Raw genomic sequence first — 26377 nt, 5'->3', positions numbered from 1 at the left:
TGACGCGGACGCACATTCCGCACTCCGCCGCGTCGTCCGCACGCGTGCGCCGTTTCGTGGTCGCGGTTCTCGCGTGGCGGGCTCCGGGGGACGGGTTCTGCGGATGCGGGGGTCGATAGCATGCGGGGATACAAGCTAGGCGACGTCCACCCGGCGGCGAAAGGACCTGCTCGATGAACCCCGAGCCCGTGCTCGGAACCATGACCTTCGGCGACACCGTGGACGCGGACACGGCCGGGAAGATGCTCGATCTGGCCCTCGACGCCGGGGTCACCGGTGTCGACACGGCCAACGGCTACGCGGGCGGCGCCGCCGAGGAGATTCTCGGCAGGCTTCTGCGCGGTCGGCGCGATCAGGTCGTGCTGGCGACCAAGGCGGGCATGCCTCATCCGGACGCCGGCGGATACACGCCGCTGTCGCCGCGCGGGCTGCGCAACGCGTTGACGGCCAGCCTGCGGCGGCTCCGGGTGACCCATGTCGACCTGTTCTACCTGCACCAGCCCGACCGGGCCACGCCGCTGGAGGAGACCCTGGCCACGGTCGCCGACCTGAAGCGGGAGGGCAAGATCGGGGAGCTGGGCGTGTCCAACTACGCCGCCTGGCAGATCGCCGGGATCGATCCTCCGCCCGTGGTGGCTCAGCAGCTGTACAACCTGGTGGCCAGGCGGATCGAGGACGAGTACGCCGAGTTCGCCCAGACCAGCGGCCTGCGCACGATGGTCTACAACCCGCTCGGCGGCGGCCTGCTGACCGGCCGGCACCGCTTCGACCGCACGCCGGAGAGCGGCCGGTTCGGTGACTTCCGACTGGCCGGGATGTACCGGGAGCGGTACTGGGACCCGCGCCTCTTCGAGGCCGTCGCAACGCTCGACGACATCGCCAGGCGGGCCGGGATGCCGCTCGCCGAGCTGGCGCTGCGGTGGCTGGCGGGCCGGCCCGTGGTGAACGCCGTCGTGCTCGGCGCCTCCGGCCCCGACCAGTTGCGGGCCAACCTGGAGGCGCTGGCCGCCGGGCCGCTGCCGTCCGACGTGGCCGCCGCCTGCGACGCCGTGGGCGCGTCACTGCACGGCCCGATGCCCGCCTACAACCGTTGAGCTGTACGCCCGATGCCGGCGGGCGATCGTACTCGCCGTAGAGGAGATTGATGTCGTATGACCGCAGCCGAGTTCGCCAGGAAGATCCGCAATCGGGAACAGTGCGTCGGCTACTGGGTGGTTCTCGACGCGCCCGTCGCCACCGAGCGCCTGGCCCGGCTGGGGTACGACTACGTGACGCTGGACGGCCAGCACGGGCTCATCGGCCACGCGGGGCTGCTGAGCAACCTCATGGCCATCGACGCGGGCGGGCGTTCGGTCGGCATCGTCCGGGTGGAGTCCGGCGACCCCGCGGTGATCGGCCGGGCGCTCGACTACGGGGCGGCCGGCGTGATCGTGCCGCTGGTCGACACGGCCGCGGACGCCGCCGATGCCGTCTCCGCGGCCCGCTACCCCGCCGGCGGGCGTCGCTCGTACGGGCCCATGCGCTCTTCGCTGCGGATCGGGCCCACGCCGGCGGAGGCGGATGAGACCGTGGTGGTCCTGGCGATGATCGAGACGGCCGGCGGCCTCGCTGACATCGACGAGATCTGCGCCACGCCGGGCCTCGACGGCATTTACGTCGGCCCCTCCGACCTGTGCCTGGCCGTGGGCGGGCGCTACCCCAACGACCCGGCGGTGGCCGACGTCTTCGAGGCGGCGCTGGAGCGGATCCGTACGGCCGCCGCGGCGGCGGGGATCGCGGCCGGCATCCACAATCCGGGCGGGGAGCAGGCCGCCCGGCGGCTGGCGGAGGGGTTCACGTTCGCGACCGTGGCCTCCGACCTCGTCCACCTGGAGCAGGCCGCGGCGGCGCACCTGAAGGCCGCGAAGGGCGACTGACCCTTCGGCGGCCGGCTCCAGCAGGTCTGCCCCCACCCGCCGACCGGCATTGCACCGGCATTGCTCCCGCATGCCCCCGAGTAGGGAGGTATATCGCCTTGTGCGGACTTTTGGTAGCTCTGCGTGTATATACCGTTTCAGCGCGGGTAGCGCCGATGCATTGGCTCCTCAGAGGAGGAAACTATGGACATCGACATAGGCCAAGGCATATCGGATGCCTGGCGGCAGATAGCCACGTTCGTTCCGCGGCTGATCGCGTTCCTGGTGATTCTCATCATCGGGTGGATCGTGGCCAAAGCCCTGGAGAAGCTCGTCGACAAGGTGCTTGAGCGGGTCGGCTTCGACCGGGCGGTGGAGCGCAGCGGCGTGCAGCGCTGGCTGGAACGCAGCAAGTACGACGCCAGCAGCCTGCTCGCGAAGATCGTCTTCTACGCGATCCTGCTGATCACGCTGCAGATCGCCTTCAACGTGTTCGGGCCCAACCCGGTCTCGGCGCTGCTGGCCGGCGTGGTCGCCTGGCTGCCGCTGGCGATCGTGGCCATCGTGATCATCGTGGTGGCCGGGGCGGTGGCCAAGGCCGTCAGGGACATCCTGTCCGGGGCGCTCGGCGGCCTGTCCTACGGTCGTTTCCTGGCGACCGCGGCCGCGGTGTTCATCTGGGCGCTGGGCATCATCGCGGCGCTCAACCAGATCGGCGTGGCCACGGCGGTCACGACCCCGGTCCTGATCACGGTGCTGGCCACCATCGGGGCGATCGCGGCGATCGGCGTCGGCGGCGGGCTCGTCCGGCCCATGCAGCAGCGCTGGGAGCGCTGGCTGGGCCGCATCGAGCAGGAGGCCCCGCAGGCCAGGGCGCACGCGGAGGCGTACCAGCGCGGGCGTGAGGACGCCCGGTCGATGACGGAGGAGACGGCTCCGATCAGGTCGACGCCGCAGGGCGGAGCCCACCGCTCCGACATGCCTCCCGGCTGACCGCCGCCCGCCCGGCGCCGGCCACACCACTGGGCACCGTCACCACGGATGAGGCGCCGCCCGGCCGGGGCGGCGCCGTCGTGCTGGGGCATGACCAAGCCGGAGCCACGCCACCGCACCGGTCGCCGTCGCCCGGTCAGGCCGGGGCGGCCCCGTCCAGGAGGTCGAGTTCGCGGGTGAGCCAGCACACCGCCGTCAGCCGCAGCGACGGCGCGTCCGGCTCGCCGGTGAAGGCCCAGCCCCGGTGCCGCAGCTCGTCGAGGAAGCCGAGCAGATAGTCGCCCAGCGTCTCCCGGTCGAGCGGGATCGCGTCGCGCAGCACCGCCGCGTGCTGGTCGACCGCCGCGACCATGCCGGGGTTCTCGACCATCATGGCGAGCTGGGCGTCGCCCAAGGCGTTCATGAGCCAGCGCAGGGGCGAAGCCGCCCATCCGTCCTCAAAGACCACCGAAACACTGTAAAGCATTTCCCAAGGTCAGGGGGCATCACGGCAGCCCGACGTAATTCTCCGCCAGCGTCGTGGCCGCCGCCTCCGAGGTGGTCACGTAGTCCAGGTACGACAGCTGCAGCCGCCGCGCGTACGGGTCGTCCTCCTCGAACGTGTGCAGCAGCGTCGTCATCCACCACGAAAAGTGCTGGGCCCGCCACACCCGCTTGAGACACGCCTGCGAGTAGCCGTCGAGCAGTTCGTCCGAGCCGCCGGTGAAGTACGCGTCCAGCGCCTCGGTGAGCACCCTGACGTCGGCCACGGCCAGGTTGAGCCCCTTAGCGCCGGTCGGCGGCACGATGTGGGCGGCGTCCCCGGCCAGGTAGAGCCGCCCGTACTGCATCGGCTCGGCCACGAACGCCCGCATGGGCGTGATGCCCCGCTCCATGATCTCGCCGGTGGTCAGCTCGAAGCCGGGCACGGTCTCCAGCCTGGCCTTGAGCTCGGCCCAGATACGCTCGTCCGGCCACTCCCCCAGCTCGGCGTCGGCGGGAACCTGCAGGTAGAAGCGGCTGACCGTGGGTGAGCGCATGCTGTGCAAGGCGAAGCCGCGCTCGTTCCTGGCGTAGATCAGCTCGTCCGAGGAGGGCGCGACGCGGGCCAGGATGCCGAGCCAGGCGAACGGATATTCCCGCTCGAAGACGCTCAGGACGCCCTCGGGGATGGACGGCCTGGACACGCCGTGGAAGCCGTCGCAGCCGGCGATCACGTCGCAGTCGAGCCGCTCGCCGCCGAAGGTCACGTACGGCTCCGACTCCAGCGCGTGCACGGCCACGTCCTCGACCTCGAACCGCACGTCGCCGCCCGCCGCGAGCCTGGCCGCGATCAGGTCCTTGACCACCTCCTGCTGCCCGTACACGGTGATGGCCCGGCCCGGCACGAGCTTGTCGAACGCGATGCGGTGACCCTGGCCTCCGTACCTGAGCTCGATGCCGTGGTGCGGCAGCCCCTCGCGCAGCATGCGCTCGCCGAGGCCGGCCGCCACCAGCGTGTCGACCGTGCCCTGCTCCAGCACGCCGGCGCGGACGCGGCGCTCGACGTAGTCGCGGCTGCGTTTCTCCAGCACCACGGAGGAGATGCCACGCAGGTGGAGCAAGTGGGACAGAAGCAGACCAGCGGGGCCAGCCCCGATGATCCCGACCTGAGTTCGCATGAGGGAAGCATCCTGCTTAAAGCGGCGTATCGCCGAGAGGGCGCTTCCACTGAGTGGAAGAATGGCGCCCATGTCAGGCGGATCCCGCGAGCCGGGACGATCGGTGACGTCCAAGGTGCTGGCCATCCTGGGCGCGTTCGACGCCGCGCATCCGCAGCTCACGCTCACCGAGCTGGCCGCGCGCAGCGGGGTGCCGCTGAGCACGGCCCACCGGCTGGTGGCCGAGCTGGAGGAGTGGCGGGCGCTCGGCCGCACCCCCGACGGGCGGCTGCGGGTGGGGCAGCGGCTGTGGGAGCTGGGCCAGCTCGCGCCGAACCGGCTGCGCGAGCTGGCGCATCCGTGGCTGCAGGAGCTGTTCGGCTCGACCGGCGAGAACGTGCACCTCGCGATCAGGGACGGCGTCGAGGTCCTGTTCGTGGACAAGGTGCACGGCCGGCGGGCGGTGCCGATCGTGTCGCGGATCGGGGCCAGGCTGCCGATGCATCCGACCGGGGTGGGCAAGGCGCTGCTGGCGTACGAGCCCGACTGGTTCGTCACGTCCTACCTGGCCCGCGCGCTCGAACGCCCGACGCCCCGCACGATCACCGAGCCGGGGCGGCTGGCCAGGGAGCTGGCGGCGGTGCGGGCGCAGGGGTACGCGCTGACGTACGAGGAGATGACGCCCGGCTCGTGCTCGGCGGCGGCGCCGGTCCTGGTGGACGGGCGGCCGGTGGCGGCACTGGGCCTCGTGGTGTCCTCGCGGCGCGCCCGGGAGCTGCCCCGGCTGGTCGAGCCCCTGCGCGCCGCCGCCGCCGGGATAGCGTGCGCGTACGGATGATCGCGCGGGCCTTGGGGGCCCAGGCGCCTGCAGGTGATCAGTCGCCCAGCTTCTGGATGCGGTCCTTGAACAGCGTGGTGGCGATGGCGGCCTTGTGCGGCTGCCCCTTGAGGAACGCCTGCGCGAAGCTCTTCGCCTGGTCATAGGTGACCTTGCCCGGCATGGGCGGCTCGTTCGGGTTGACGTCGATGTCCACCAGCGCCGGCCCGTCGTGGGCCAGCGCCTGCCCGATGGCCGTCGCCACGTCGCCCGACTTGGTGACCTTGGCCCCGAACCCGCCGCACGACCTGGCCCAGGCCGAGAAGTCGGCCTCGGGCATGGCATAGCGAACGCCGTGCTCGGGGTAGCCGAGCACCATCTGCTCCCACAGGATCTGGCCGAGCGAGTTGTTGTTGTTGATGATCACCTTGACCGGCAGCCGGTGCTGCACGGCGGTGAGGAACTCGGCCATGAGCATGGAGAAGCCGCCGTCGCCGACGTACGCGATGACCTGCCGCCCGGGGTGGGCGTGCTGCATGGCGATGGCGTACGGGAGCCCCGGCGCCATCGAGGCCAGCGTGCCGGACAGGTAGAACTCGCGCTCGCCCCTGATCGTCCAGTGCCGCGCCGCCCAGGTGGCGATGGTGCCGCTGTCACAGGTCAGGATGGCGTCGTCGGCCGCGAGGTCGTCGAGGACGGAGACGGCGTACTGCGGGGCGATGGGGTCTCTGTCCGGGTTCTCCAGCGCGTCCATGTCCGAGCGCCACTTCGCCATCATCTTCTGATATTTCGCCAGATGAGCGTTGCCGTTCCGTGCGGTCAGCAGCGGCAGCAGCGCCCGCAGCCCCTCCTTCGCGTCGCACACCACCGGCACGTCGGTCGCGATGCGTGCCCCCGCCCTGGTCGGATCGGCCTCGAACTGCACCACCCGCGTGTCCCGCACCTCCGGCAGGAACTGGGAGTAGGGGAAGTTCGTGCCGACCATGAACAGGACGTCGGCCTCCTCCATCAGCTCCTCGCTCGGCCGGGTGCCGAGCAGCCCGAGCCCGCCCGTCGTGTACGGGGAGTCGTCCGGCACCACCGCCTTGCCCGGCAGCGTCTTGACCACCGGCGCCCCCAGTGCCTCGGCCACCGCCAGCACCTCCTGCCTGGCGTGCAGCGCCCCCTGCCCGACCAGCATGGCGGGCCGCTCGGCCCGGTTGAGCACCTCGGCCGCCCACTCGACGTCCTCCTGCCGGGGCAGCCCTGCCGGCGGCAGGTAGACGGGCGCGGTCTCGGGCGAGCGCGCCGGGGCCACGTGACGGTACGGATCCGCGCCGGCGTCCGCCACCTGGATGTCGTTGGGCAGCGTGAGGTGGGAGACCCCGCGCCGCGCGTAGGAGGTCCTGACGGCCTGGTCCACCAGCGAGGGCAGCTGCGTCGGGTTCGTGATCATCATGTTGTACTCGGCCACGTCGGCGAACAGCTTGTCCAGGTGCACCTCCTGCTGGTAGCCGGTGCCCAGCACGGACGTCTCCTGCATGCCCGTGATGGCCAGCACGGGCACGTGGTCGAGCTTGGCGTCGTAGAGGCCGTTGAGCAGGTGGATGCCGCCGGGGCCCGAGGTCGCCAGGCACACGCCGATCCGCCCGGTGGCCTTGGCGTAGCCGGTGGCCATGAAGGCGGCGGCCTCCTCGTGGTGCACCAGGACGAAGCGCACCCGGTCACGATGGCGCCGCAGTCCCTCCATGATGCCGTTGATGCCGTCACCCGGCAGGCCGAAGACGGTGTCCACGCCCCAAGCCGCGAGCCGTTCGATCAGGACTTCCGATGCGATGCGAGCCATAGGAGCGGCACTACCCCGCTCCGCCCGGGCCAGACGCCGGGCTGTGATTCATGGACATTTCTGGATTGTGGCGGGTAGGGGTCCCGGCATGCGCATTCTGGTCACGGGAGCCACCGGCACGCTGGGCGGCGCACTGGTGCCCGCCCTGCTCAAGGCGGGTCACGAGGTGCGGGCGCTGAGCCGGGCCAAGCGGGAGGACCGCGGGAACGTCGAGTGGATCTGGGGCGACCTCATCTCCGGCAAGGGCGTCGAGGAGGCCGTACGGGACGTGGACGCGATCGCGCACCTGGCCACCAGCGGCCGCAAGGGGCGCGGCGCGGTGGACGTGCCGGGCACCAGGACCCTGCTCCTGCTGGCCAGGCAGGCCGGGCGGCCGCACGTGCTGTTCACCTCCATGGTCGGGGCCGACCGGGCCGCCCACGGCTACCTGCGCCACAAGCTGGAGGCCGAGCGCCTGGTCACGGAGTGCGGCCTGGACTGGACGATCCTCCGGCTCACCCCGTTCCACCAGTGGCTGCACCACCGGCTCGGCGGTTTCGCGTCGCTGCCGGCGCTGCCCGTGGACCGTTCGTTGCCCTGGCAGCCGGTGCACACGGGTGAGGTCGCCGCGCGCGCCGCCGCGCTGCTCAGCGCCGGGCCCGAGGGCAGGGAGATCGAGTTCGGCGGCCCCGAGGCGATCGACACCGAGGCGCTGGTCCAGACCTGGTTGCGGGCCGCGGGCCTGCGCCGGCCCTGCGTGCCCGTCCGCTATCCCGGCCGCCTGTACGCCGCCCAGCGCGCGGGCCTGCTGCTCACCGACGCCCTGCCCCAGGGCGAGATCACCTGGCACGACTACCTGCTGCCGCCCGAGGCGATCCTCTCGGACGACTTCGCCTCCGAGCACACCGCCTCCCCCACCAGCCCGGCCACTCAGCCGGAGCAGGATCCTGACCTGCGCGTATACGGAGGGGACGAGGGGTATGAACGCCCGACACGAAGCTAGCCAGGCACCCGGTTTCATTACACTTCGCCGACTTGTAGGCCGCTGAGCTGTTACTAGACAATGTGTTCGGTGATGAAAGGCATCCCGCTGACCAAGGACTTCGCCAACGGCGGCGTCTCCTTCTGGTATCGGCAGATCGGCCTGCCCGCGCGGCGGCCGGCGCTGCCGGGGCCGCGTGACTACGACGTCGCCATCGTCGGCGGCGGCTACACCGGCCTGTGGACCGCGTACTACCTGAAGCGGGCCGAGCCCGGCCTGCGGATCGCGATCCTGGAGAAGGAGTTCGCCGGGTTCGGGGCGTCGGGCCGCAACGGCGGGTGGCTGTCGGCCGAGTTCGCCGGGTCACGCAAGCGCCATGCCAGGGCGCGCGGGCGGCAGGCCATGATCGACCTGCAGCGGGCCATGTTCCGGTCGGTGAACGAGGTCATCGAGGTGGCCCGCGCGGAGGGCATCGACGCCGACGTGCACAAGGGCGGGCTGATCCACGTCGCGACCAACCCGGCCCAGCGGCGGCGGCTGCGGGCCGGCGTCGCCGACCTGCGCGCGTGGGGGTACGGCGTGGACGACGTGCGGCTGATGGAACGTGACGAGGCGCGCGAGCGGCTGCAGGTGGCGGGGGCGCTGGAGGCGTCGTACTCGCCGCACTGCGCCCGCATCCAGCCGGCCAAGCTCGCCGTCGGGCTGGCCGGCGTGGTGGAACAGCTGGGGGTGGACATCTTCGAGGACACCACCGTCACCGAGATCCTGCCCCGGGGAGCCGCCGGGCCCAGCGGGCAGAACGACCATGGCGGGCGCGGGGGTAAGGCCGCCGCCGTCACCACGCGCGGCGTCGTCACGGCCGACTATGTCATCCGCGCGACCGAGGGCTTCACCGCGAGCCTGGCCGGCCAGCACCGCCAGTGGCTGCCGATGAACAGCTCCATGATCGTCACCGAGCCGCTGCCGCCGGACGTCTGGAAGCACATCGGCTGGCACGGCAGCGAACTGCTGGAGGACGAGGCGCACGCCTACGTCTACGCGCAGCGCACGGCCGACGACCGGATCGCGATCGGCGGGCGCGGGGTGCCGTACCGGTACGGCTCGCGTACCGACCACCGGGGAGCCACCCAGGCGCAGACGGTCGCGCTGCTCTGGCGGATGCTGGTCAAGCTCTTCCCCGCCGCGGCCGACGCGCGGATCGCGCACGCCTGGTGCGGCGTGCTCGGGGTGCCGCGCGACTGGTGCTCGACGGTGCATCTGGACCACGCGAGCGGCCTCGGCTGGGCCGGCGGGTACGTGGGCAGCGGCGTCACCACGGCGAACCTGGCCGGCCGCACGCTGCGCGACCTGGTGCTCGCCCGCGACACCGCGCTGACGAGCCTGCCCTGGGTGGGGCGTCAGGTGCGGCAGTGGGAGCCCGAGCCGCTGCGGTGGACCGGGGTGCAGCTCATCTACACCCTGTTCAGGGCCGCCGACCGGCACGAGAACGAACGCGGCACGACCACCTCGGCCTACGCCCACCTGGCCAACCTGATCTCCGGCCGCTGAACGCGACTCACTCCGCCGGGCCGGCGGCGCCCTTCCACGGGTCGTAGTCGACCTCCAGCGCTTCCTGCTCCGGCCGCTCCCCCTCGGGCACGTGCTGCAGGTTGACCCGGATCCGGTACCACACGCTGCTGCGCCCGCGCATCCCGTCGACCAGCACGTCGGCGGGCTCCAGCCGGGCCGCGACCTCGGGGTGGCGGGCCTTCCACCGCTCGAACCCGGCCATCGCCTCGTCCTTGTGCTCGGCCCTGGCGATCTCGATCACCGGCATCGTCTGCCGCCTGCGCCCGCTGCCCTTGGGCGGCTTGGGCGCGGGCCCGAGCTCCTCGGCCAGCTCCAGCAGCCCGTCGAGTGAGCCGGGATGCAGGTCGAGGTCCTCCCAGGGGTCGCCGAGCTCGGCCAGCCGCTCGGGCACGGTGTCGATGGTGAACTCCTCAGGCTGGCACCCCGGCACCTCGTCCCAGGTCAGCGGGGTGGACACGCGGGCGTCAGGCACCGCGCGCACCGAGTAGGCGGAGGCCACCGTGCGGTCGTAGGCGTTCTGGTTGAAGTCGACGAACACGCCGTGCCGCTCCTCCTTCCACCACCGGCTGGTGGCCAGGCCGGGGGCGCGCCGCTCGACCTCGCGGGCCACCGTCTCGGCGGCCTTGCGCACCTTCGCGAACGGCCAGCGCCGCTCGATCCTGGCGTAGACGTGGAACCCGCGCGAGCCGGACGTCTTGGGCCAGGCGACCAGCCCGTGATCGGCCAGCACCTCACGCGCCACCTGCGCCGTGGCCAGCACGTCGGACCAGGCGACGCCGGGCACGGGATCGAGGTCGATGCGCAGCTCGTCGGGCCTGGACAGGTCGTCGGCGCGTACCGGATGGGGGTTGAGGTCGACGCAGCCCAGGTTGACCACCCACAGGAGCTGCGCCAGGTCGGTGCAGACGACCTCTTCCGCGCTGAGCCCGGACCGGTATTTCAGCTCGGCCACCTCGATCCAGTCGGGCCGCTTGGCCGGCGCCCGCTTCTGGAAGAACGCCTCCTGCTCGATGCCGTGCACGAACCGCTTGAGCACCATCGGCCGCCCGTGGACGCCGCGCAGCGCCGCCTCGCCCACGCTCCGGTAGAACCGGAGCAGGTCGAGCTTGGTGTGGCCGGACTGCGGGAAGACCACCTTGCCGGGGCTGGTGATGCGGACCTCGCGCCCGGCGACCTCGATGATGTCAGGCATACGGTCACGATACGCGCGGCCACCGACAATCTCGGGGAGCCGTACGCCGAGGTCAGGGACTCTGGAAGGAGCCGTGCCGGCCGGCGCCCCCCGCGAAGCGGGCTGCCCCCTCGGAGGCGTCGGGCAGCGACACCAGCCCGTGCCGCAGCTCGTTCCGCATCGCCTCCGCCTCGTCCATCCCGTCCTGCTCCAGCGCCGACATCCGGTCGCCGCGCAGGCACGCCTGCGGGAACGCGGCGATCCGTGCGGCCAGCTCCTCGGCGTGGGCGCGGGCGGTGCCGGTGGGGACGAGCCGGTTGGCCAGCCCCCACGCGTACGCCTCGGGCCCTTCGACGGGCCGCCCCGTGAGGATCATGTCCATGGCGCGGGACGAGCCGATGAGGCGCGGCAGCCGTACGGTGCCGCCGTCGATCAGCGGCACTCCCCACCGCCGGCAGAACACCCCGAACACGGCGTCCTCCTCGGCCACCCGCAGATCGCACCAGAGCGCCAGCTCCAGCCCGCCGGCCACGGCGTGCCCGGCGACCGCGGCGACGACCGGCTTGCTCAGCCGCAGGCGGGTCGGGCCCATCGGCCCGTCGCCCTCCTCGCCGACGTGGTTGTCCAGCGCCTTGAGGTCGGCGCCGGCGCAGAACGTGCCGCCCTCGCCCCACAGCACCGCCACGTCGGCGCCTGAGTCCTCGAAGTCGACGAACGCGCCGGTCAGCGCGTCGGCGGTCTTGCGATCGACGGCGTTGCGCGCCTCCGGCCTGCTGAGCACCACCGTGGTGACGGGGCCACGGCGTTCCACGCGTACGGTCATGCGATCCTCCTCGGGGAAAGTCCTCGGGGAACCTGCCGAGCGTACGCTCTCGCCCCCGCCGCGGCCAGCGGCGCCGATCAGAGGCTGACCGCGCCCGCCACCAGCTCCTCGAACGGGTCCTCCGCCGGACGGTCGATCCCGCGCAGCGGACCCTGGTCGGCGAGATGGGCCTCGGCGTACAGGCGGGCCACCAGGGACTTGCGCCCGTCGTCGAGCCCCCACGTGGCCTGGTCCTCCAGCAGCGCGGCGGCGTACACGTCGGCCATGAACTGCGCCAGCGGATAGAGCCGCTCCTCCGCGACCGAGTGCTCCAGCGCGGACCACGCCTCGATCGCCTTGGTCAGGTCGTCGACGCGCCCGCGGACCAGGTCGGAGGTGGCCAGCGTGCGCAGGTGGTCGAGGAAGGGCAGGTGGGCGCGTTCCTTGAGCATGGCGCGGCGCACGTCCAGGCAGAGGATGTTGTCGCCGCCCTCCCAGATCGGGTTGACCTGGGCGTCGCGCAGCAGCCGGGCCACCGGCCACTGCTCGATGTAGCCGTTGCCCCCGTGCACCTCGATCGCGTCGCTGGCCGCGGTCACGCCGAGCCGGGCGGTGCGCAGCTTGATCAGGGCGGGGGCCAGGCGCAGCCGGGGCCCGACGTGGCCGTCGAACACCAGTGCCTGCGCTGCCTCGACCTCGACGATCAGCTCGCCCAGGCGGCGGCGCATGAGCGGCTGCTCGATGAGCGGCCGGCCGAACGCCTCGCGCGAGCGGGCGTAGCAGAGCGCCTCGACCAGGGCGCGCCTGGCCACGCCGAGACCCATCATGGCCACGCCGAGCCGGGAGGCGTTGGTGAGCTTCATCATGGTGCCGAGGCCGGAGCCCTCGCCCGAGCCGGTTCCGGCCAGCAGGAACGCCTCCGCCCGTTCGAACTCGACCTCGGCGGAGGCGACCGACCTGGTGCCGAGCTTGTCCTTGAGCCGGCGGATGCGCACGCCGTTGCGGCTGCCGTCGCGCCGCTCCCACAGCACGAGGAACGGCGCCACGGCCCCTTCCGGCATCCTGGCCAGCACCACGAACGCCGAGCCGTTGGCATTGGAGGCGAACCACTTGAACCCGGACAGCAGCCACGCGTCGCCCTCGGGCACCGCCTCGGTCTCCAGCGCGGCCAGGTCGGACCCGCCGCTGCGCTCGGTGAACATCTGAGCGGCCTCGCCGGAGTAGTAGCCGTCGGCGAAGATCTCCCGTACCCGATCGCGTACGTCCTCGGGCGCGTGTTTCTCGGCGAGGGAGACCACCATGTCCCCGCCCGTGCCGAGCGCGCAGCCCATCCCGATGTCGGCCTGATCGAGCAGGTACGTCCACGCGGCGCCGAGCGCGGCCGGATCAGCCCCGTTCGCCCTGGCCTGCGCGGCGAACGACGGCGAGGTGAAGTTCGCGCCCATGAGGGCCTGCCGGGCGGTGTGGAACGACGGCGGCATGACGACCTGACTGATGTCTCTGCCCCACTTGTCGTACTTCTCCAGCCGCGGCGGGTTCCTGTCGGTCTCCTCCGCGCACTCGGCGACGAGCCCGCCCATCAGCTCGCCCAGCGCGTCGAGGTGCGGCTCGGCCCAGGCGAACCCGTCGCCCAGGTGACGCCGCATGAGCAGGCGCAGGGTGGGGTCGCCGCGCCACCAGTTGCGACCGGCCGCGCCCTGGTAGCGCTCGGTGGCGTAGCGGTCGCTGCGCTCGCCGCGGTCGAAAGCTTCGATGAGGTACCGGCCCATACCGTGAGTGTTACATATACTCGACACGCGATGGAAGAGCGTAATACCACGCTGAGCGCGCGTTCCGCGGTCCTGAGCGCGCTGCTCGGCAGTCACCCGCCCCGCCTGCCGGCCCGCCACCTGGTGCGCATCGGCGCGCTGTTCGGGATCGCCGAGGGCACGGTCAGGGTCGCGCTGTCGCGGATGCTGGCGGCCGGCGACCTGCTCCAGTTCGACGGCCAGTACACGCTGTCGCGGCGGCTGGTCGAGCGTCAGGCCAGGCAGGACGAGAGCCGCGACCCGCATCCGAAGCCGTGGGACGGCACGTGGGAGGTGGCCGTGGTCACCGCGGAGCGGCGGGCTCCGGCCGAGCGGGCCGCGTTCCGGCACGCGATGCTCACGCTGCGCCTGGCCGAGCTGCGCGAGGGCACCTGGATGCGGCCGGCGAACCTGGCGCGGGCCTGGCCGGAGATCGTCACGGCGCAGTGCACGCTGATCGACGGACGCCCGCACGGCGACCCCACACCGCTGCTGTGGGATTTGGACGGCTGGGCGTCGGAGGCGCGCCGGCTGGAGCGCTCACTGGGCCGGGCCGAGGGGCTGGCCGAGGGCTTCCTCGTCTCGGCCGCGGTGCTGCGCCACCTGCTGGCCGACCCGCTGCTGCCGCCAGAGCTGCTGCCGGCCGGCTGGCCGGGCGCCGAGTTGCGGGCGGTCTACGACGACTTCGACCGCCGCTACCGCGAGGTCCTGCGTCATCACCTCGACGGCTGAAGGGCTCAGAGGCCGACGCCGAAGATCGTGCGCTTGTTCCTGAACTCGGTGACGCTCCACAGCTTGCCGTCCTGCACGGCCAGGTCTTCGGGACCGATCGGGAACGGCCTGGTGCGCAGGGTCTGGCCCTCGTAGACCAGCAGTTTGCCGTTGGTGGTGGCGTTGGCCGCCTGGCTCAGGTACCACTTCCCGCCCTGCGACGTGGCTCCCTGGATCTTGGGGTGACCCATGACGAACGCGTCGACCGGCTGGCCGCCGGCCAGGTCGAGGTCCCAGCGCCCGACCCAGCCGCCGGGGTCGTTCTCCCGGTATTCGCCGGTGATGAGGCGCGGCGTGGCGCCGCTGCGGTCGATCGAGACGAAGGAGAAGCGCGGCCCGGCCTGCGCCACCTTCCAGAAGTCGGTCTGGGGGATGACGTAGCGGTAGCCGAAGGCGTGCAGCTTGCCCGCGTGCCTGCCGACCCGCTGCGGGTCGCCCAGGTCGTTCTGGACGGTACGCAGGTCGAGCACGTTGTTCAGGTCGAAGACGCGCAGGCCGCGTACGGTGTCGGCGACGTAGAGCAGGTCACCGTGGCAGGCGATGCCGCCCGCGTGGATGTCGATCGGCCCGTACGCCCCGTCCGGCTTGGCCTGCACCAGCAGCGCGTGCCGGTACTTGAGCGTGCGGGGGCTGACGAACGACAGCCTGATGCCCCGTTCGCCGGCCTCCGGCTTGAAGTACCAGCTCACCAGGAACGACGGCACCCCGATCCCGCCGGAGTCGTCGCTGCCGCTCAGGCCCTGCGGGTACCAGTCGGTGGTCTGCTGGTCGCCGTCGTCGAAGGAGTACCACTCGGCCGGCCTGGGGTTCATCGAACCCATCGTGGCGCTCGCGCCCTTGCGTCTCATCGCCCGGTTGGCCGCCGCGAGCACCGCTTCGACGGAGGTGCTCCCGATGTCGCTCGCCAGCTTGGCCGCCCCATCCGCCAGGTCGCCCGTCGCCCGATTCAGCAAAAAAGCCGACTTATCGGTAGGAACCATGCCCGATGCCGCCATATCTTCCTCACCTTTTTCCGTCTCTTGACCAGTCTGACGGATAAAGGGCGACCAAGGTTTGCGATCACTTCCACAAATGCACAGGTGTTCCTGTCAGAGCCAGCTCCCGATAGCGCCGTACGAGCCGGCGCCGGTCGCCGCCGAAGCGCTCCAGCGTCTCCCGCTGCCAGACCGACCCGGTCCGCCGCGACCTGGTCCGCTGCGCGATCACGCCCAGCGCCCGGTCCGCGTCGCCCGGCGTCACCCCGGCTCCGAGCAGCCCTTCCCGCGCCTCGGGCAGCAGCGACAGCACCAGCTCCGCCGCGTCGAACTCGCCCTCCCTGCCCGGCCAGGCCAGCTTGGCGTCCAGTCCGTGCATGGCCGCGCGATAGAAGTTCTGGTACGCCTGCGCGAACTGGTAGCCGGTCAGGTCCCGCTCCGCCTGCGACAACGTCAGCCCCAGCAGGAAGGCCGTGTTCGCCGCCATGTCCGCGCATGAGGGCCCCGCGGGCAGCGCCCGCATCTCGACCCGCAGGTGGCCGCCGTCCGCCGGGTCGTAGACGGGGCGGTTCCACTGCCAGATCGTGCCCTGGTGCAGCCGCAGCTCCGGCACCTCGTGCCGCTGCGCGCCCTCGCTGAGGTCGGGCAGGATCGGGTCGTAGTCCTTCACGTAGCGCTCGAACAACTCGTGGGCGCCCTCGTACACCCAGTCGGAGCCGAACGTCACCCGCCCGTCCCTGCGTTCCAGCCGCTGCACGTCGCGGTCGTCGGCGGCCTCCTCCATCAGCGCGATCCGCGTCTCCTCCCACAACTGCCTGCCCAGGAAGAACGGCGAGTTGCCGCACGCCGCCAGCACCGGCCCGATGGCCAGCTGCGCGGCGTTGAACACCCGGGCGAAACGCTCAGGAGGCGTGCGGATGTGCACCTGCCACGAGGTGTTGGCGCTCTCGAGGATCACGTCCTCCACCAACAGCTCCAGATCCTCGATCTTGACCAGGAACGGCTCCAGCCGCAGCCGCCTGAGGCCCCTGCTCATGGCCCGGTAGCGGTTCTGGTCGCTCATCGCACCCAGCGTGAAGTCCTCGGTGTCGAGCGTGGGCAGGATGCCGATGGGCACCGCTCCCCCGTCCTCCACCGCCGCGTCCACCTTGGCGATCGTCTCCTGCACCTCGCCGCTCAGCGTCTCGAAGGGCCTGCCCGCGAGGGGGGTGGGAGTCAGGTTCACCTCGATGTTGAAGCGGCCCAGCTCCAGCACGACGCGGGGGTCGCCGAGCAACTCCTGCACCTGGCTGTTGCGCGGCAGGGGCCGGCCCTCCTCATCGACCAGGAACAGTTCGAGCTCGGCCCCGATCGTGGTCGGCCCCTGGCCGAAGCCCGGGGTGTCGAGCAGTTCGCGCAGCACGCCGAGCTGCTCGCGGATGCGTTCACCGAACTGAGCGTATTCCGCCTCGGTGAAGCGCTCCTTGTCCAAATCTCTTCCCATCACCCCCTACTGTCCTTTTTCCCGTTCTTGACACATCACCAGGCGATCACACCGGCATCGTCCACGTAGGCCCCGGTGGGTCCGTCCGCACCGATGGTCGCGAGCCGTACGGCGACCGCCGCACCCTGTTCCGGCGTGCGCAGGCCCATGTTCTCGTTCAGGTCGGTGGCGCAGTAACCGGGGCTGACGGCGTTCACCTTGATCGGGGTGTCCTCCAGCTCCTTGGCGTAGCAGAGGGTGATCATGTTGAGCGCGGTCTTGGAGGAGTTGTAGGGCAGGTGGTTGAACGGCCGGAAGGGAGAGGCCGGGTCCAGCGCCATGCCCAGCGAGCCGAGCTCGCTCGACAGGTTCACGATCCGGCCGGACGCCGACTCGCGCAGCAGCGGCAGCATGGCGTTGGTCACGGTGACGACGCCGAACACGTTCGTCTCGTAGACCTCCCTGACCTGCGCGGCCGTGAGGGCGCTGGGCTGGAGCGCGGTCATCCCGCCGCTGATCCCGGCGTTGTTGACCAGGATGTCGAGCCGGCCGTACTCGGCCTCCACCCATTTCGCGGCGGCGGCCACGCTCGCCTCGTCGGTCACGTCGAGCCGGACGAACGGCAGCCCGAGCCGCCCGGCCGCGGCCCGCCCGCGTTCCTCGTCGCGCGCCGCCACGATCGCGGTGACGCCCCGCCCGGCCAGCAGCCGCGCGATCTCGTAGCCGATTCCCTTGTTGGCACCCGTGATGAGGGCGATCTTCGTCATGTGTCCACGTTCGCCCAGGTCAAGCCGGCGCCGGGAGAGACCTGGGAAGGCTGGTACCAACGATGCCACCCACGCGGACGTCCCACCACGGAGGATGGGGGGATGAACCGCGACGAACTGGCCGAGTTCCTGCGCGCCCGGCGCGCCCGCGTCACCCCCGCCGAGGTGGGCCTGCCGGGCGGGGGCCGCCGCCGCACGCCCGGTCTGCGCCGGCAGGAGGTCGCGCAGCTCGCGGGCATGTCGATCGACTACTACATCCGCCTGGAGCAGGGCAGAGGGCCGCACCCGTCACGGCAGGTGCTCGGCGCGCTGGCCAGGGCGCTGCTGCTGACCCAGGACGAACGCACGCACCTGTTCCACCTGGCGGGCCAGCCCCTCGACCCTCCGCGCATCAGGGAGGACGTGCCGGCGAGCCTGCTGCACCTGATCACGTTCCTGGAGGAGGTGCCCGCGTATGTCGTGAACGCCCGCGGCGACCTGCGCGCCTGGAACCCCATGGCCGACGCCCTCATGGGCGGGCTGAGCACCCTGCCGCCCGAGCGGCTCAACGTGATCCGCTGGGTCTTCCTGTCGCCCCAGATCGCCGAGCACCTGAGCGACGAGGAGAAGGGCCGCTTCGCCCGCGCCTCGGTCGCCGACCTGCGCGTCTCCGCCGGCCGCTACCCGGACGACCGCGCCCTCCAGGCGCTCGTGGCCGAGATGCTCGCGCTCAGCCCCGCGTTCGCCGAGCTGTGGGCCCAGCACGACGTGGAGATCCGCCGCGAGCAGCGCAAGCAGGTCGTCCATCCGGCGGTCGGCGTCATCGACACGATCTGCCAGGTCATGCCGGTGCCCGACCGCGACGACCTGCGCCTGGTGCTCTACACCACCGAACCCGGCTCGCCGTCGCACCGGGCCTTGCGCGAGCTGCGGCAATTGACTCTAAGCTCATGAGATGCGAGCGGTTGCCTTTGACATCTTCGGTGGAGAGCTCGACGTGCGCGAGCTGCCCGACCCTTCCCCGTCCGCGCACGGGGCGGTGATCAGAGTCGAGGCGACCGGTTTGTGCCGCTCCGACTGGCACGGCTGGCAGGGCCACGACTCCGACATCAAGGTCCTGCCGCACGTTCCCGGGCACGAGCTGGCCGGCGTGGTCGAGGCGGTCGGCTCCGACGTGCGCGGGTGGCTGCCGGGGGCGCGCGTGACGGTGCCGTTCATCTGCGCCTGCGGCACCTGTGCCTCCTGCGCTACCGGCGAGCAGCAGGTGTGCGAGCGGCAGACGCAGCCCGGCTTCACCCACTGGGGCTCCTTCGCCGAGTACGTCGCCATCGACCACGCCGACGTCAACCTGATCGCCGTCCCCGAGGACATGGCGTACGCCACCGCCGCCGGGCTCGGCTGCCGCTTCGCCACCGCCTTCCGCGCCGTGGCGCAGGTGGGCGAGGTGCGGCCCGGCGAATGGGTGGCCGTGCACGGCTGCGGCGGCGTGGGCCTGTCGGCGGTCATGATCGCCACGGCGGCCGGCGCGCGGGTGGTCGCGGTCGACATCAGCACCGACGCGCTCCACCTGGCCGAGCTGGCCGGCGCCACCCACTTCGTCAACGGCTCGGCCGGCGACGCCGCCGCCCAGGTCAGAGAGCTGACCAGGGGCGGTGCCCACGTGTCGATCGACGCGCTGGGCAGCCCGCAGACCTGCGCGGCCTCCGTCGAGAGCCTGCGCCGCCGGGGCCGGCACGTACAGGTCGGGCTGCTGCCCGGCGGCGCGACACCGGTGCCGATGGAACGAGTGATCGGCCACGAGCTGCGGCTGCTGGGCAGCCACGGCATGGCCGCGCACGCCTACCCGCCGATGCTGGAGCTGATCAGAGCCGGCATCCTCCACCCCGACCAGCTCGTCACCCGCACGATCGGGCTCGCCGACGCCGGCAAGGCCCTGGCCTCGATCGGCTCGGTGCCGGGCGTCACGATGATCACTCCTCGGTCCGCACCCGGAGCGTCCTGACCACCAGCGCCAGTGCGGCGTGGTGGGCCACCAGCAGCACCAGCTCGATCCGGCCCGCCTCGTCGTAGCGGTCGCACAGCGCCGCCCACGTCGCGTCGGTCAGGTCGCCTGCGTAGTGCAGGTCGTCGGCCACCTGGAGCACGAGCTGGTCCTCGACCGACCACAGCGCGTCGGGCGCGCGTACCAGCTCGATCTCCTGGGCCGGCAGGCCCTTCTCGCGGGCCCGCCTGGCCTGGCGGGCCCACTCGTACGCGCTGCCGGAGTGGTGCGCCGTGCGCAGGGTGGCCAGCGCGCGGTCGCGGGCCGGCAGCGTGCCGTCCTGGAGGGCGGCGTCGAAGCGCCGCCAGGCTTCGTACAGGAGCGGGTGCCTGGCCAGGGTGGCGAACACGTTGTACGGGCTGGACTTCGTGAAGTCGTCCCATTCCCCTTGGGGAAGGGGCCGCACGCGGGGCTTCATGGTCGCCAGCATCTCCCGTGCGGACGCCCCCGGCCAGCCGCCGGATTCATCCTCATAAGGTGTGCACCATGGATGACACGCGACTCGGTGACACAGGTTTGAAGGTCTCGCGGATCTGCCTCGGCATGATGAGCTACGGCGACCCCGCGAAACAGGACTGGGCGCTGCCCCGGCAGGACGCCGAGCCCCTCGTCCGCAGGGCGGCCGAGGCCGGCGTGACGTTCTTCGACACCGCCGACGTCTACAGCGCGGGCGCGAGCGAGGTCGTGACCGGCGAGGTGTTGCGCGCGATCTTCCCGCGCCGCGAGGACTACGTGCTGGCCACCAAGGTGTACTTCCCGATGGGCCGGGGCGCCAACGACCGGGGGCTGTCGCGCAAGCACATCCACGCGGCCATCGACGCCTCGCTCGAGCGGCTGGGCACCGACTACGTGGACCTCTACCAGATCCACCGCTGGGACGACGACACGCCCATCGAGGAGACCATGGAGGCGCTGCACGACGTGGTCAGGGCCGGCAAGGCCCGCTACCTGGGCGCTTCGAGCATGTGGGGCTGGCAGTTCGCCAAGGCGCAGCACGTGGCCCAGGTCAACGGCTGGACCAGATTCGTCTCGATGCAGCCCCACTACAACCTGCTCTACCGCGAGGAGGAGCGCGAGATGCTGCCCCTCTGCGCCGACCAGGGCGTGGGCGTGATCCCGTGGAGCCCGCTGGCGCGCGGCGTGCTCGCCAGGGCGGGCAGCTCCTCCGCCACGACGGTCAGGACGGGGTCGGACGGGCGCATCGACTACCTGTACGACCCGGAGAACGACAAGCAGATCGTGGACCGCGTCGCCGAGGTGGCCGCCGGCCGGGACCTGCCCGCCGCCCAGATCGCACTGGCCTGGGTGCTGGGGCGGCCCGGCATCACGGCGCCGATCGTGGGGGCCACGAAGGAACGGCACGTGGACGACGCGGTGGCGGCCGTCTCCGTGTCGCTGTCGCAGGAGGAGATCTCCTTCCTGGAGGCGCCGTACCGGGCCCGCGAGGTGCGCTTCTGACCCGGGCCCGTCAGGGACTATTTGTCGGACCGGGACCCTAAGGTATGGGTCATGCGGGCAAATGAGGAGGCGGCGGCGGCGCTGCAGGAATACGCGGAGCTGTTCGCGCTCTGCGGCGGCGACGCCTTCCGGGTGCGGAGCTACCAGAAGGCGGCCAAGGCGATCGCCGGGTTCCCCGACGACATCTCGGTCGTCGACGTACGCGGCGTCCCAGGGGTGGGCGAGGCGATCGCCAAGAAGATGGAGGAGTTCCTGCAGCGCGGGAGCTTCCGCCAGCTCGACGACCTGCGCGGCCGCGTGCCCGACGGGGTGCGGCGGCTTACCAGGGTGCCCTCGCTCGGCCCCAAGACGGCCATCATGCTGTTCGAGGACTACGGCATCGACTCGTCCGCGGCGCTGAGCGAGGCGATCACCTCCGGCCGCCTCGACGGGGTCAAGGGCCTCGGCCCGAAGACCCTGGCCAACCTGCTCAAGGGCATCGAGCAGCTGGAGCAGTCGGGGCGCCGGGTGCACATCGGCGTCGCCATGTCGCTGGCCGAGCAGGTGATGGGGTCGCTGAAGGCCGAGCGCATCGCGTACGCGGGCTCGCTGCGGCGGATGAAGGACACCATCGGCGACATCGACATCCTCGCCGTGGCGCCCGAGTCCATCATGGACGACTTCCGCGCCCAGCCCTACGTCGCCGAGGTCATCGCCTCCGGCGACAAGAAGACCTCGATCCGCACCACGTCCGGCATCCAGGTCGACCTGCGCGTGGTGCCCGCCGGTTCGTGGGGCGCGGCCATGCAGTACTTCACCGGCTCCAAGGAGCACAACGTCGCCATCAGGGAGATGGCGGTCAAGAAGGGCTGGAAACTGTCCGAGTACGGGCTCTTCGAGGGCGACCGGGTGATCGCCGCCGAGTCCGAGGAGGACATCTACGAGGCGCTCGGCATGCGGTTCGTGCCGCCGCCGATGCGCGAGGACGGCGGCGAGGTCAAGGCGGCGCTGGCCGGCGAGCTGCCCGTGCTGGTGGAGCTGGCCGACCTCAAGGGCGACCTGCACACCCACACCGACCTGACCGACGGCATCGCCACACTGGAGGACATGGTCGCCGCCGGTCACGCCCGCGGCTACTCCTACTACGCGGTCACCGACCACGCTCCCGACCTGGCCATGCAGCGGATGACCCTGGACAAGGCGCTGGAGCAGCGGGCCAGGGTGGCCGAGCTGCAGGCGCGCTATCCCGGCATGCGCCTGCTGCACGGCAGCGAGCTCAACATCGCCCCCGACGGCTCGGTCGACTGGCCGGGCGAGATCCTGCGGGAGTTCGACGTGTGCGTGGCCTCGGTCCACTCCCACTTCGGCATGCCGCGCGACGAGATGACCCGCCGCTTCATCGCCGCCTGCGAAAACCCGTACGTCGACATCATCGGCCACCCCACCACCCGCAAGATCGGCAAGCGCGAGCCGGTGGACGCCGACTGGGAGGCCGTCTTCCGCGCCGCCGCCAGGACCGGCACCGCCATGGAGATCGACTCCTACCCCGACCGCTCCGACCTGCCCGCCGACCTGGTGCGGCTGGCCAGGCACCATGGGGTGAAGTTCTCGATCGACAGCGACTCCCACGCGATCCCGCACCTGGCGAACCAGCGGTACGGGGTGGGGATCGCGCAACGGGCCTGGCTGACCACGGACGACGTGATCAACACCTGGCCACTGGAGCGCCTACTCGCCTTCTTCGGCCGCTGACGCCCTGCGGCCAGGGGCCTCTCCGTCACTGATGTCCGATCATGAGGGACTTCTCCCGTCGCTGACGTCCGTCGTGGGAGCCTCTAGACCGTCCTTCGTCGTGGGCCTCTGGACTGTTGACGGCCGTCGCAGCTCATCGGGCGGTGGCGTCCGTCGCGGGGCCTCTCGACCGTCCTCCGTTGTAGGGGCCCTCTCGAGTGTGCTCTGTCGTAGGGGCCTCTGGACTGTTGACGGCCGTCGCCGCTCACCGGGCGGTGGCGTCAGTCGCGGGGCCCTCTCCCGCATTGACGTCCTCCGCCTCAGGAGCCGCCGGGTGGTGGCGGGCGTGCTGGTTCAGCCGCTCCAGGGGTGGAGGCGGTCGCGCCAGACCCAGAGGCCTTCGTGCTCGCCTTCCTTGAGCCGTACCCAGTGGTCGCGACCACGTCCCCTGGCGGCGCAGGTGGCACGGACGGGCTCCTTCGAGGGGGCCAGCTCGGCGCGCTTCCGGTACTTCTTGCCCGGCCCCTTCCTGACAGGTGCCGATTTGTCCGTCGCCGACACGTAGCGGCAGGTGGGAGATCCATGGCTGTATCCCCCTGAGGCGGGCCAGGCGAGGCCCGAAAGTTTCGCCGTTCCGACAGAGCGAGTGAGCCTACCAAGCCCCGCCATCCAGACCGGTCGAGCAAGCCCACCGCGCCCCACCGTCTCCTCCGGCCCGGCCTCCGCCGTCTCCCCAGCGGTCACGCCCTCCGACCAGGCGGGCCGAGCAAGCCCCACGAGCCCCCACGTCCCGCCGGGCCGAGCAAGCCCCACAAGCCCCACCGTCCAGCCGGGCCGAGCAAGCCCATGGAGCCCGACCGTCCCCTCCGCCAGCACCCCCGCGGTCACGCTCCCCGTCCAGGCATACGCGGCGAGATCCGCCATCCCCGTCCGGGCGGCGAGGTGTGCCGACGGGCTGACCGTGTTCGGCGAGCCCATGGTGGCACTCGCGGTCGCCGTACGCGCTGAGGTGATGGGGGTGAGGGCGAGCGCGGCTCCGACGACGACATGGGTGGCGGCGGCTCTCATGCGGCGATCCCCTTCCGACGGACGCGGGTCCGAACGGATCTCCGTCCGAACGGATCTCCTTCACCTCACCAGCGACTTAATGCCACAGAAGTCAACATTTTGCCCAGCCATGGAGGAGTGAGCCGCCGGGACGCCCGGTGCCGCTACGGGAGGCGTTTGTGCAGGCCCGTGAGCCGTACCAGGGCCGCGAGCCCGTCCGCGCTCCCCGGCCAATGACGTTCCACCACCGCCGGCCCCGCCCTCCGCACCACCGACCGCAGCACCGCGGCGACCACGATGGCGTCGTCGGCGTACCCGAGGACGGGGATGAAGTCCGGGATCAGGTCGATCGGAAAGGCGAGGTAGGCCAGCAGCAGCCACAGCCGGACCCGTACGCCGCGAGGCAGGTCCCGATCGGCGGCCAGCCGCCGGACGAGCCGCAACATGTCGGGCAGAAGCCGCAGCGACTCCCGCAACAGGCCGCCACGGGGCCGTACGACGACGAGCGCGACCACCAGCGCCGCCCACGTCGCGATCACCGCGACCGCCGCGCCGATCACCAGCTCCCACCACGTCCCGATCACGTTCCTCCTCGCGCAAACAGCAGCTTCGACGCCCCAGAGACAGGGGTCGCTCGTCAACCGCCAGCATGACAACCCGTGGGCTGATGCGCCCAGCCCCGCCATACGAAAGAGTGTTCCCACCACTCCCCCACCCAAGGAGACCCCGAGGAAGATGCAGCCCATGCGGAAGAAGTCGCACAAGCTGTGGGCGCGGCTGCTCGCGATTCTGACAGCGTTGCTGGTGGCCGCCGGCGCCGGGGTGGCCCTGGCCTACCCGTCCCTGGGTTCGACGTTCTGCCCCGGCTGCTACGGCCTGACGGAGCTGGAGGAGTCCGTCCACACCGAGGACGGCCTGTCCGGCGCCCAACAGGAGCGGGTGAGACAGACGGTCCGGCAGGCCCGCCGCCTCGTCCACGACTTCTACGGCACCCGGCGAAGCTCCCCGACCGTTCTGGCCTGCCTGACCGAGCGCTGCTACGAGCGCATCGGCGGCGGCAAGGAACGCGGCATAGCGGTGCTCAACAGGTCGGTGATGCTCTCCCCCAGGGGCATCGATCCGGTGATCGCCGCGCACGAGATGTCCCACGTCGAGCTGCACACCCGGCTCACGTCCGGAGCCGGGGTGCCGCAGTGGTTCGACGAGGGCCTCGCGGTGGTGGTCGCCGACGATCCCCGCTACCTCGCGCCGAAGACGGCCGCGGACCGCTGCCTGGTGACACCGTCGGGGCCGCTGCCCGCGACCCTCGACGAGTGGCTGAACGCCGCGTCCAAGGACGTGACGACGTACGCGAAATCCGCCTGCCAGGTGAGCCGGTGGCTGGCGGCCAACGACGGCCGCACCGGCCTCCTCGCGCTGATCGACGATCTCAACACCGGCCGCCCGTTCCCCTTATCCGCGCACCCGGCCTGACCCCGCCGGCGACCGTGGGCGGGTTGGCTCGGGCCCGGAGCCGGGTAGATGCTGCGAGGCAGAGACTGGAACGTTCCCGTACAGCTGAGACAGGTTTCGGCAATGGGGTCGCCACCAGACAGGGCGAGGAGATTAAATGGTTTCCAGGTAGGAAATAGGCATAACGAGGTGATGCTCTCATGAAGCAAGCCACGGCGGCGATCGCCAAGCCGCTGCCCGACCACCTGTTCCGGGTGCACGGCAACAGCGCGGAGATGCGCTGGGAGTCCATGGCGGGGCTCGGGTACCACACCCCGAACGACCGCTTCTTCGTGCGCAATCACACCTTCACCCCGCTCATCGACGCCACCACCTGGCGGCTGAACGTCCACGGGGCGGGCGTGCGCCGGCCGCGTGAGTTCAGCTACGACGAGTTGCGGGCGATGCCGTCGCGCACGTACGACGTGGCGATCGAGTGCGCGGGCAACGGGCGGCGTTTCTACCGGACGCAGCAGCACGACGGAGCGCCCGGCACGCAGTGGGGGCTCGGGGCGATCGGGGTCGCGCGGTGGCGGGGCGTACCGCTACGCCATCTCCTCAACGAGGTGGGCGTGCTGCCGGGCGCGGTCGACGTGCTGCCCACCGGGCTCGACGCGCCGTTCGAGGACCACGGGCACGTACGCAGGCCGCTGCCCGTCGACAAGGCCATGGACGACGTGCTCGTCGCCTATGAGATGAACGGCGGACCGCTGCCGCCCGACCATGGATTTCCGGTGCGGCTGGTGGTGCCGGGATGGGTGGGAATAGCGTCGATAAAATGGCTCGGCGACATAGAAATTTCAACAACAGAGCTCTTCACGCCGTGGAACACGGTCTTTTACCGGGACGTCACCACGCAGCCGGTGAAGAGCGCATTCGAGCTCGAATGGAATGCGCGCGTGCCCCTCGGGAGCCCGCGCGTCCTGCGCGGCCGCTCCTGGTCGGGACACGGCCGGATCGTCCGGGTGGAGGTCAGTCTCGACGGCGGACTGACCTGGCGCCAGGCGGAGCACCACGGACAACACCTGGTCAGCGCCTGGCTGCCCTGGCACATCGAATGGGCTCCGCAGCGCACGGGCACGCGGCTGCTCATGGCGCGCGCCACCGACGAGACGGGCGCCACCCAGCCCCTCACCATCCCGCGACATCCGTTCGGCTATCACTTCGACGCCGTTGTCCAACATCCCATTCACGTCGTCAATGGATAGGAAATTGTCACCCATCCAAGCTGAGCAGGC

General features: G+C 71.4%; 24 protein-coding genes. 13 read left to right on the top strand and 11 right to left on the bottom strand.

The genetic code is table 11. The features are described from left to right. Nucleotides 1–173: 173 nt before the first annotated feature. The 3 genes from B0I32_RS03005 to B0I32_RS02995 all read left to right on the top strand — a co-directional run bounded on the left by B0I32_RS03005 (nucleotide 174) and on the right by B0I32_RS02995 (nucleotide 2888). Nucleotides 174–1094 carry an aldo/keto reductase gene (locus B0I32_RS03005; protein ID WP_106234648.1) on the top strand — a complete coding sequence of 307 codons (921 nt, stop codon included), beginning with the start codon at nucleotides 174–176 and terminating at the stop codon, nucleotides 1092–1094. 57 nt (nucleotides 1095–1151) lie between these two features. Continuing rightward, complete coding sequence (locus B0I32_RS03000; RefSeq protein ID WP_106234647.1) at nucleotides 1152–1916, top strand: HpcH/HpaI aldolase family protein; 765 nt, start codon at nucleotides 1152–1154, stop codon at nucleotides 1914–1916. A gap of 183 nt (nucleotides 1917–2099) precedes the next feature. After that, entirely contained in the window at nucleotides 2100–2888 is a 789-nt protein-coding gene (locus tag B0I32_RS02995; RefSeq protein WP_181306924.1) for a mechanosensitive ion channel family protein, read from the top strand. Nucleotides 2889–3024: 136 nt separating this feature from the next. Here the strand turns inward: B0I32_RS02995 and B0I32_RS02990 are convergent, their stop codons facing one another. Both B0I32_RS02990 and B0I32_RS02985 read right to left on the bottom strand, forming a co-directional pair. Continuing rightward, the gene (locus tag B0I32_RS02990) at nucleotides 3025–3336 is read right to left on the bottom strand and encodes a DUF6401 family natural product biosynthesis protein (RefSeq protein ID WP_146178017.1); all 312 of its coding nucleotides are present in this window, start codon (nucleotides 3334–3336) and stop codon (nucleotides 3025–3027) included. 37 nt (nucleotides 3337–3373) lie between these two features. Next, nucleotides 3374–4528 carry a 4-hydroxybenzoate 3-monooxygenase gene (locus tag B0I32_RS02985; RefSeq protein ID WP_106234643.1) on the bottom strand — a complete coding sequence of 385 codons (1155 nt, stop codon included), beginning with the start codon at nucleotides 4526–4528 and terminating at the stop codon, nucleotides 3374–3376. A gap of 70 nt (nucleotides 4529–4598) precedes the next feature. Here B0I32_RS02985 and B0I32_RS02980 point away from each other — a divergent pair, with 70 nt between their 5' ends. Further along, on the top strand, nucleotides 4599–5345 hold the full coding sequence (locus B0I32_RS02980) for an IclR family transcriptional regulator (RefSeq protein ID WP_106234641.1): 747 nt from the start codon (nucleotides 4599–4601) through the stop codon (nucleotides 5343–5345). 37 nt (nucleotides 5346–5382) lie between these two features. Here the strand turns inward: B0I32_RS02980 and B0I32_RS02975 are convergent, their stop codons facing one another. After that, nucleotides 5383–7149, bottom strand: coding sequence for a thiamine pyrophosphate-dependent enzyme (locus B0I32_RS02975; RefSeq protein ID WP_106234639.1), 1767 nt, complete (start codon nucleotides 7147–7149; stop codon nucleotides 5383–5385). An 88-nt stretch (nucleotides 7150–7237) separates the two neighbouring features. Here B0I32_RS02975 and B0I32_RS02970 point away from each other — a divergent pair, with 88 nt between their 5' ends. Beyond that, nucleotides 7238–8131 carry an SDR family oxidoreductase gene (locus B0I32_RS02970; RefSeq protein WP_181306922.1) on the top strand — a complete coding sequence of 298 codons (894 nt, stop codon included), beginning with the start codon at nucleotides 7238–7240 and terminating at the stop codon, nucleotides 8129–8131. 72 nt (nucleotides 8132–8203) lie between these two features. After that, nucleotides 8204–9658, top strand: a complete 1455-nt coding sequence (locus tag B0I32_RS02965; protein WP_106234636.1) for an NAD(P)/FAD-dependent oxidoreductase — start codon at nucleotides 8204–8206, stop codon at nucleotides 9656–9658. A gap of 7 nt (nucleotides 9659–9665) precedes the next feature. Here B0I32_RS02965 and ligD read toward each other — a convergent pair whose 3' ends face one another. From ligD to B0I32_RS02950, 3 genes are all read right to left on the bottom strand, one after another. Beyond that, the gene (gene ligD / locus B0I32_RS02960; RefSeq protein WP_106234634.1) at nucleotides 9666–10871 is read right to left on the bottom strand and encodes a non-homologous end-joining DNA ligase; all 1206 of its coding nucleotides are present in this window, start codon (nucleotides 10869–10871) and stop codon (nucleotides 9666–9668) included. 52 nt (nucleotides 10872–10923) lie between these two features. After that, nucleotides 10924–11673, bottom strand: coding sequence for a crotonase/enoyl-CoA hydratase family protein (locus B0I32_RS02955; RefSeq protein WP_106234633.1), 750 nt, complete (start codon nucleotides 11671–11673; stop codon nucleotides 10924–10926). 77 nt (nucleotides 11674–11750) lie between these two features. Then, nucleotides 11751–13421, bottom strand: a complete 1671-nt coding sequence (locus tag B0I32_RS02950; RefSeq protein ID WP_106234632.1) for an acyl-CoA dehydrogenase family protein — start codon at nucleotides 13419–13421, stop codon at nucleotides 11751–11753. A 30-nt stretch (nucleotides 13422–13451) separates the two neighbouring features. Between B0I32_RS02950 and B0I32_RS02945 the strand changes: the two genes are divergently transcribed. Further along, nucleotides 13452–14171, top strand: a complete 720-nt coding sequence (locus tag B0I32_RS02945; RefSeq protein WP_106234631.1) for a PaaX family transcriptional regulator C-terminal domain-containing protein — start codon at nucleotides 13452–13454, stop codon at nucleotides 14169–14171. Between the two features lie 5 nt (nucleotides 14172–14176). Here B0I32_RS02945 and B0I32_RS02940 read toward each other — a convergent pair whose 3' ends face one another. The 3 genes from B0I32_RS02940 to B0I32_RS02930 form a co-directional block, all read right to left on the bottom strand. Next, the gene (locus tag B0I32_RS02940) at nucleotides 14177–15163 is read right to left on the bottom strand and encodes a hypothetical protein (protein WP_106234629.1); all 987 of its coding nucleotides are present in this window, start codon (nucleotides 15161–15163) and stop codon (nucleotides 14177–14179) included. 106 nt (nucleotides 15164–15269) lie between these two features. Beyond that, the gene (locus B0I32_RS02935; protein WP_106234628.1) at nucleotides 15270–16667 is read right to left on the bottom strand and encodes a glutamate-cysteine ligase family protein; all 1398 of its coding nucleotides are present in this window, start codon (nucleotides 16665–16667) and stop codon (nucleotides 15270–15272) included. Nucleotides 16668–16702: 35 nt separating this feature from the next. Continuing rightward, entirely contained in the window at nucleotides 16703–17413 is a 711-nt protein-coding gene (locus tag B0I32_RS02930; RefSeq protein ID WP_106234626.1) for an SDR family oxidoreductase, read from the bottom strand. 102 nt (nucleotides 17414–17515) lie between these two features. On the opposite strand from B0I32_RS02930, the gene B0I32_RS02925 reads away from it, so the two are divergent. After that, complete coding sequence (locus B0I32_RS02925) at nucleotides 17516–18346, top strand: helix-turn-helix transcriptional regulator (protein ID WP_106234625.1); 831 nt, start codon at nucleotides 17516–17518, stop codon at nucleotides 18344–18346. Nucleotide 18347: 1 nt separating this feature from the next. Next, nucleotides 18348–19394, top strand: a complete 1047-nt coding sequence (locus B0I32_RS02920) for a zinc-dependent alcohol dehydrogenase family protein (RefSeq protein WP_106234623.1) — start codon at nucleotides 18348–18350, stop codon at nucleotides 19392–19394. On the opposite strand, the gene B0I32_RS02915 is transcribed toward B0I32_RS02920, so the two are convergent. Then, nucleotides 19363–19851 carry a carboxymuconolactone decarboxylase family protein gene (locus tag B0I32_RS02915; protein WP_106234887.1) on the bottom strand — a complete coding sequence of 163 codons (489 nt, stop codon included), beginning with the start codon at nucleotides 19849–19851 and terminating at the stop codon, nucleotides 19363–19365. The genes B0I32_RS02920 and B0I32_RS02915 overlap by 32 nt on opposite strands. Nucleotides 19852–19919: 68 nt before the next feature. Between B0I32_RS02915 and B0I32_RS02910 the strand changes: the two genes are divergently transcribed. Then, nucleotides 19920–20891, top strand: a complete 972-nt coding sequence (locus B0I32_RS02910; protein WP_106234621.1) for an aldo/keto reductase — start codon at nucleotides 19920–19922, stop codon at nucleotides 20889–20891. 51 nt (nucleotides 20892–20942) lie between these two features. Further along, on the top strand, nucleotides 20943–22622 hold the full coding sequence (polX, locus tag B0I32_RS02905) for a DNA polymerase/3'-5' exonuclease PolX (protein ID WP_106234620.1): 1680 nt from the start codon (nucleotides 20943–20945) through the stop codon (nucleotides 22620–22622). A gap of 1190 nt (nucleotides 22623–23812) precedes the next feature. On the opposite strand, the gene B0I32_RS02895 is transcribed toward polX, so the two are convergent. Next, nucleotides 23813–24232 (bottom strand): YkvA family protein, encoded by a 420-nt coding sequence (locus B0I32_RS02895; protein ID WP_106234616.1) that lies wholly within the window; start codon nucleotides 24230–24232, stop codon nucleotides 23813–23815. A 160-nt stretch (nucleotides 24233–24392) separates the two neighbouring features. Between B0I32_RS02895 and B0I32_RS02890 the strand changes: the two genes are divergently transcribed. Beyond that, entirely contained in the window at nucleotides 24393–25121 is a 729-nt protein-coding gene (locus B0I32_RS02890; RefSeq protein WP_219911616.1) for a hypothetical protein, read from the top strand. A gap of 179 nt (nucleotides 25122–25300) precedes the next feature. Further along, the gene (locus tag B0I32_RS02885; RefSeq protein WP_106234613.1) at nucleotides 25301–26347 is read left to right on the top strand and encodes a sulfite oxidase; all 1047 of its coding nucleotides are present in this window, start codon (nucleotides 25301–25303) and stop codon (nucleotides 26345–26347) included. Nucleotides 26348–26377: the final 30 nt, after the last annotated feature.

This window comes from Nonomuraea fuscirosea (assembly GCF_003001935.1).
Lineage (GTDB): Bacteria > Actinomycetota > Actinomycetes > Streptosporangiales > Streptosporangiaceae > Nonomuraea > Nonomuraea fuscirosea.
Note: the sequence above shows the minus strand (reverse complement) of the source record. Positions and strands in the feature narration are given on the sequence as shown.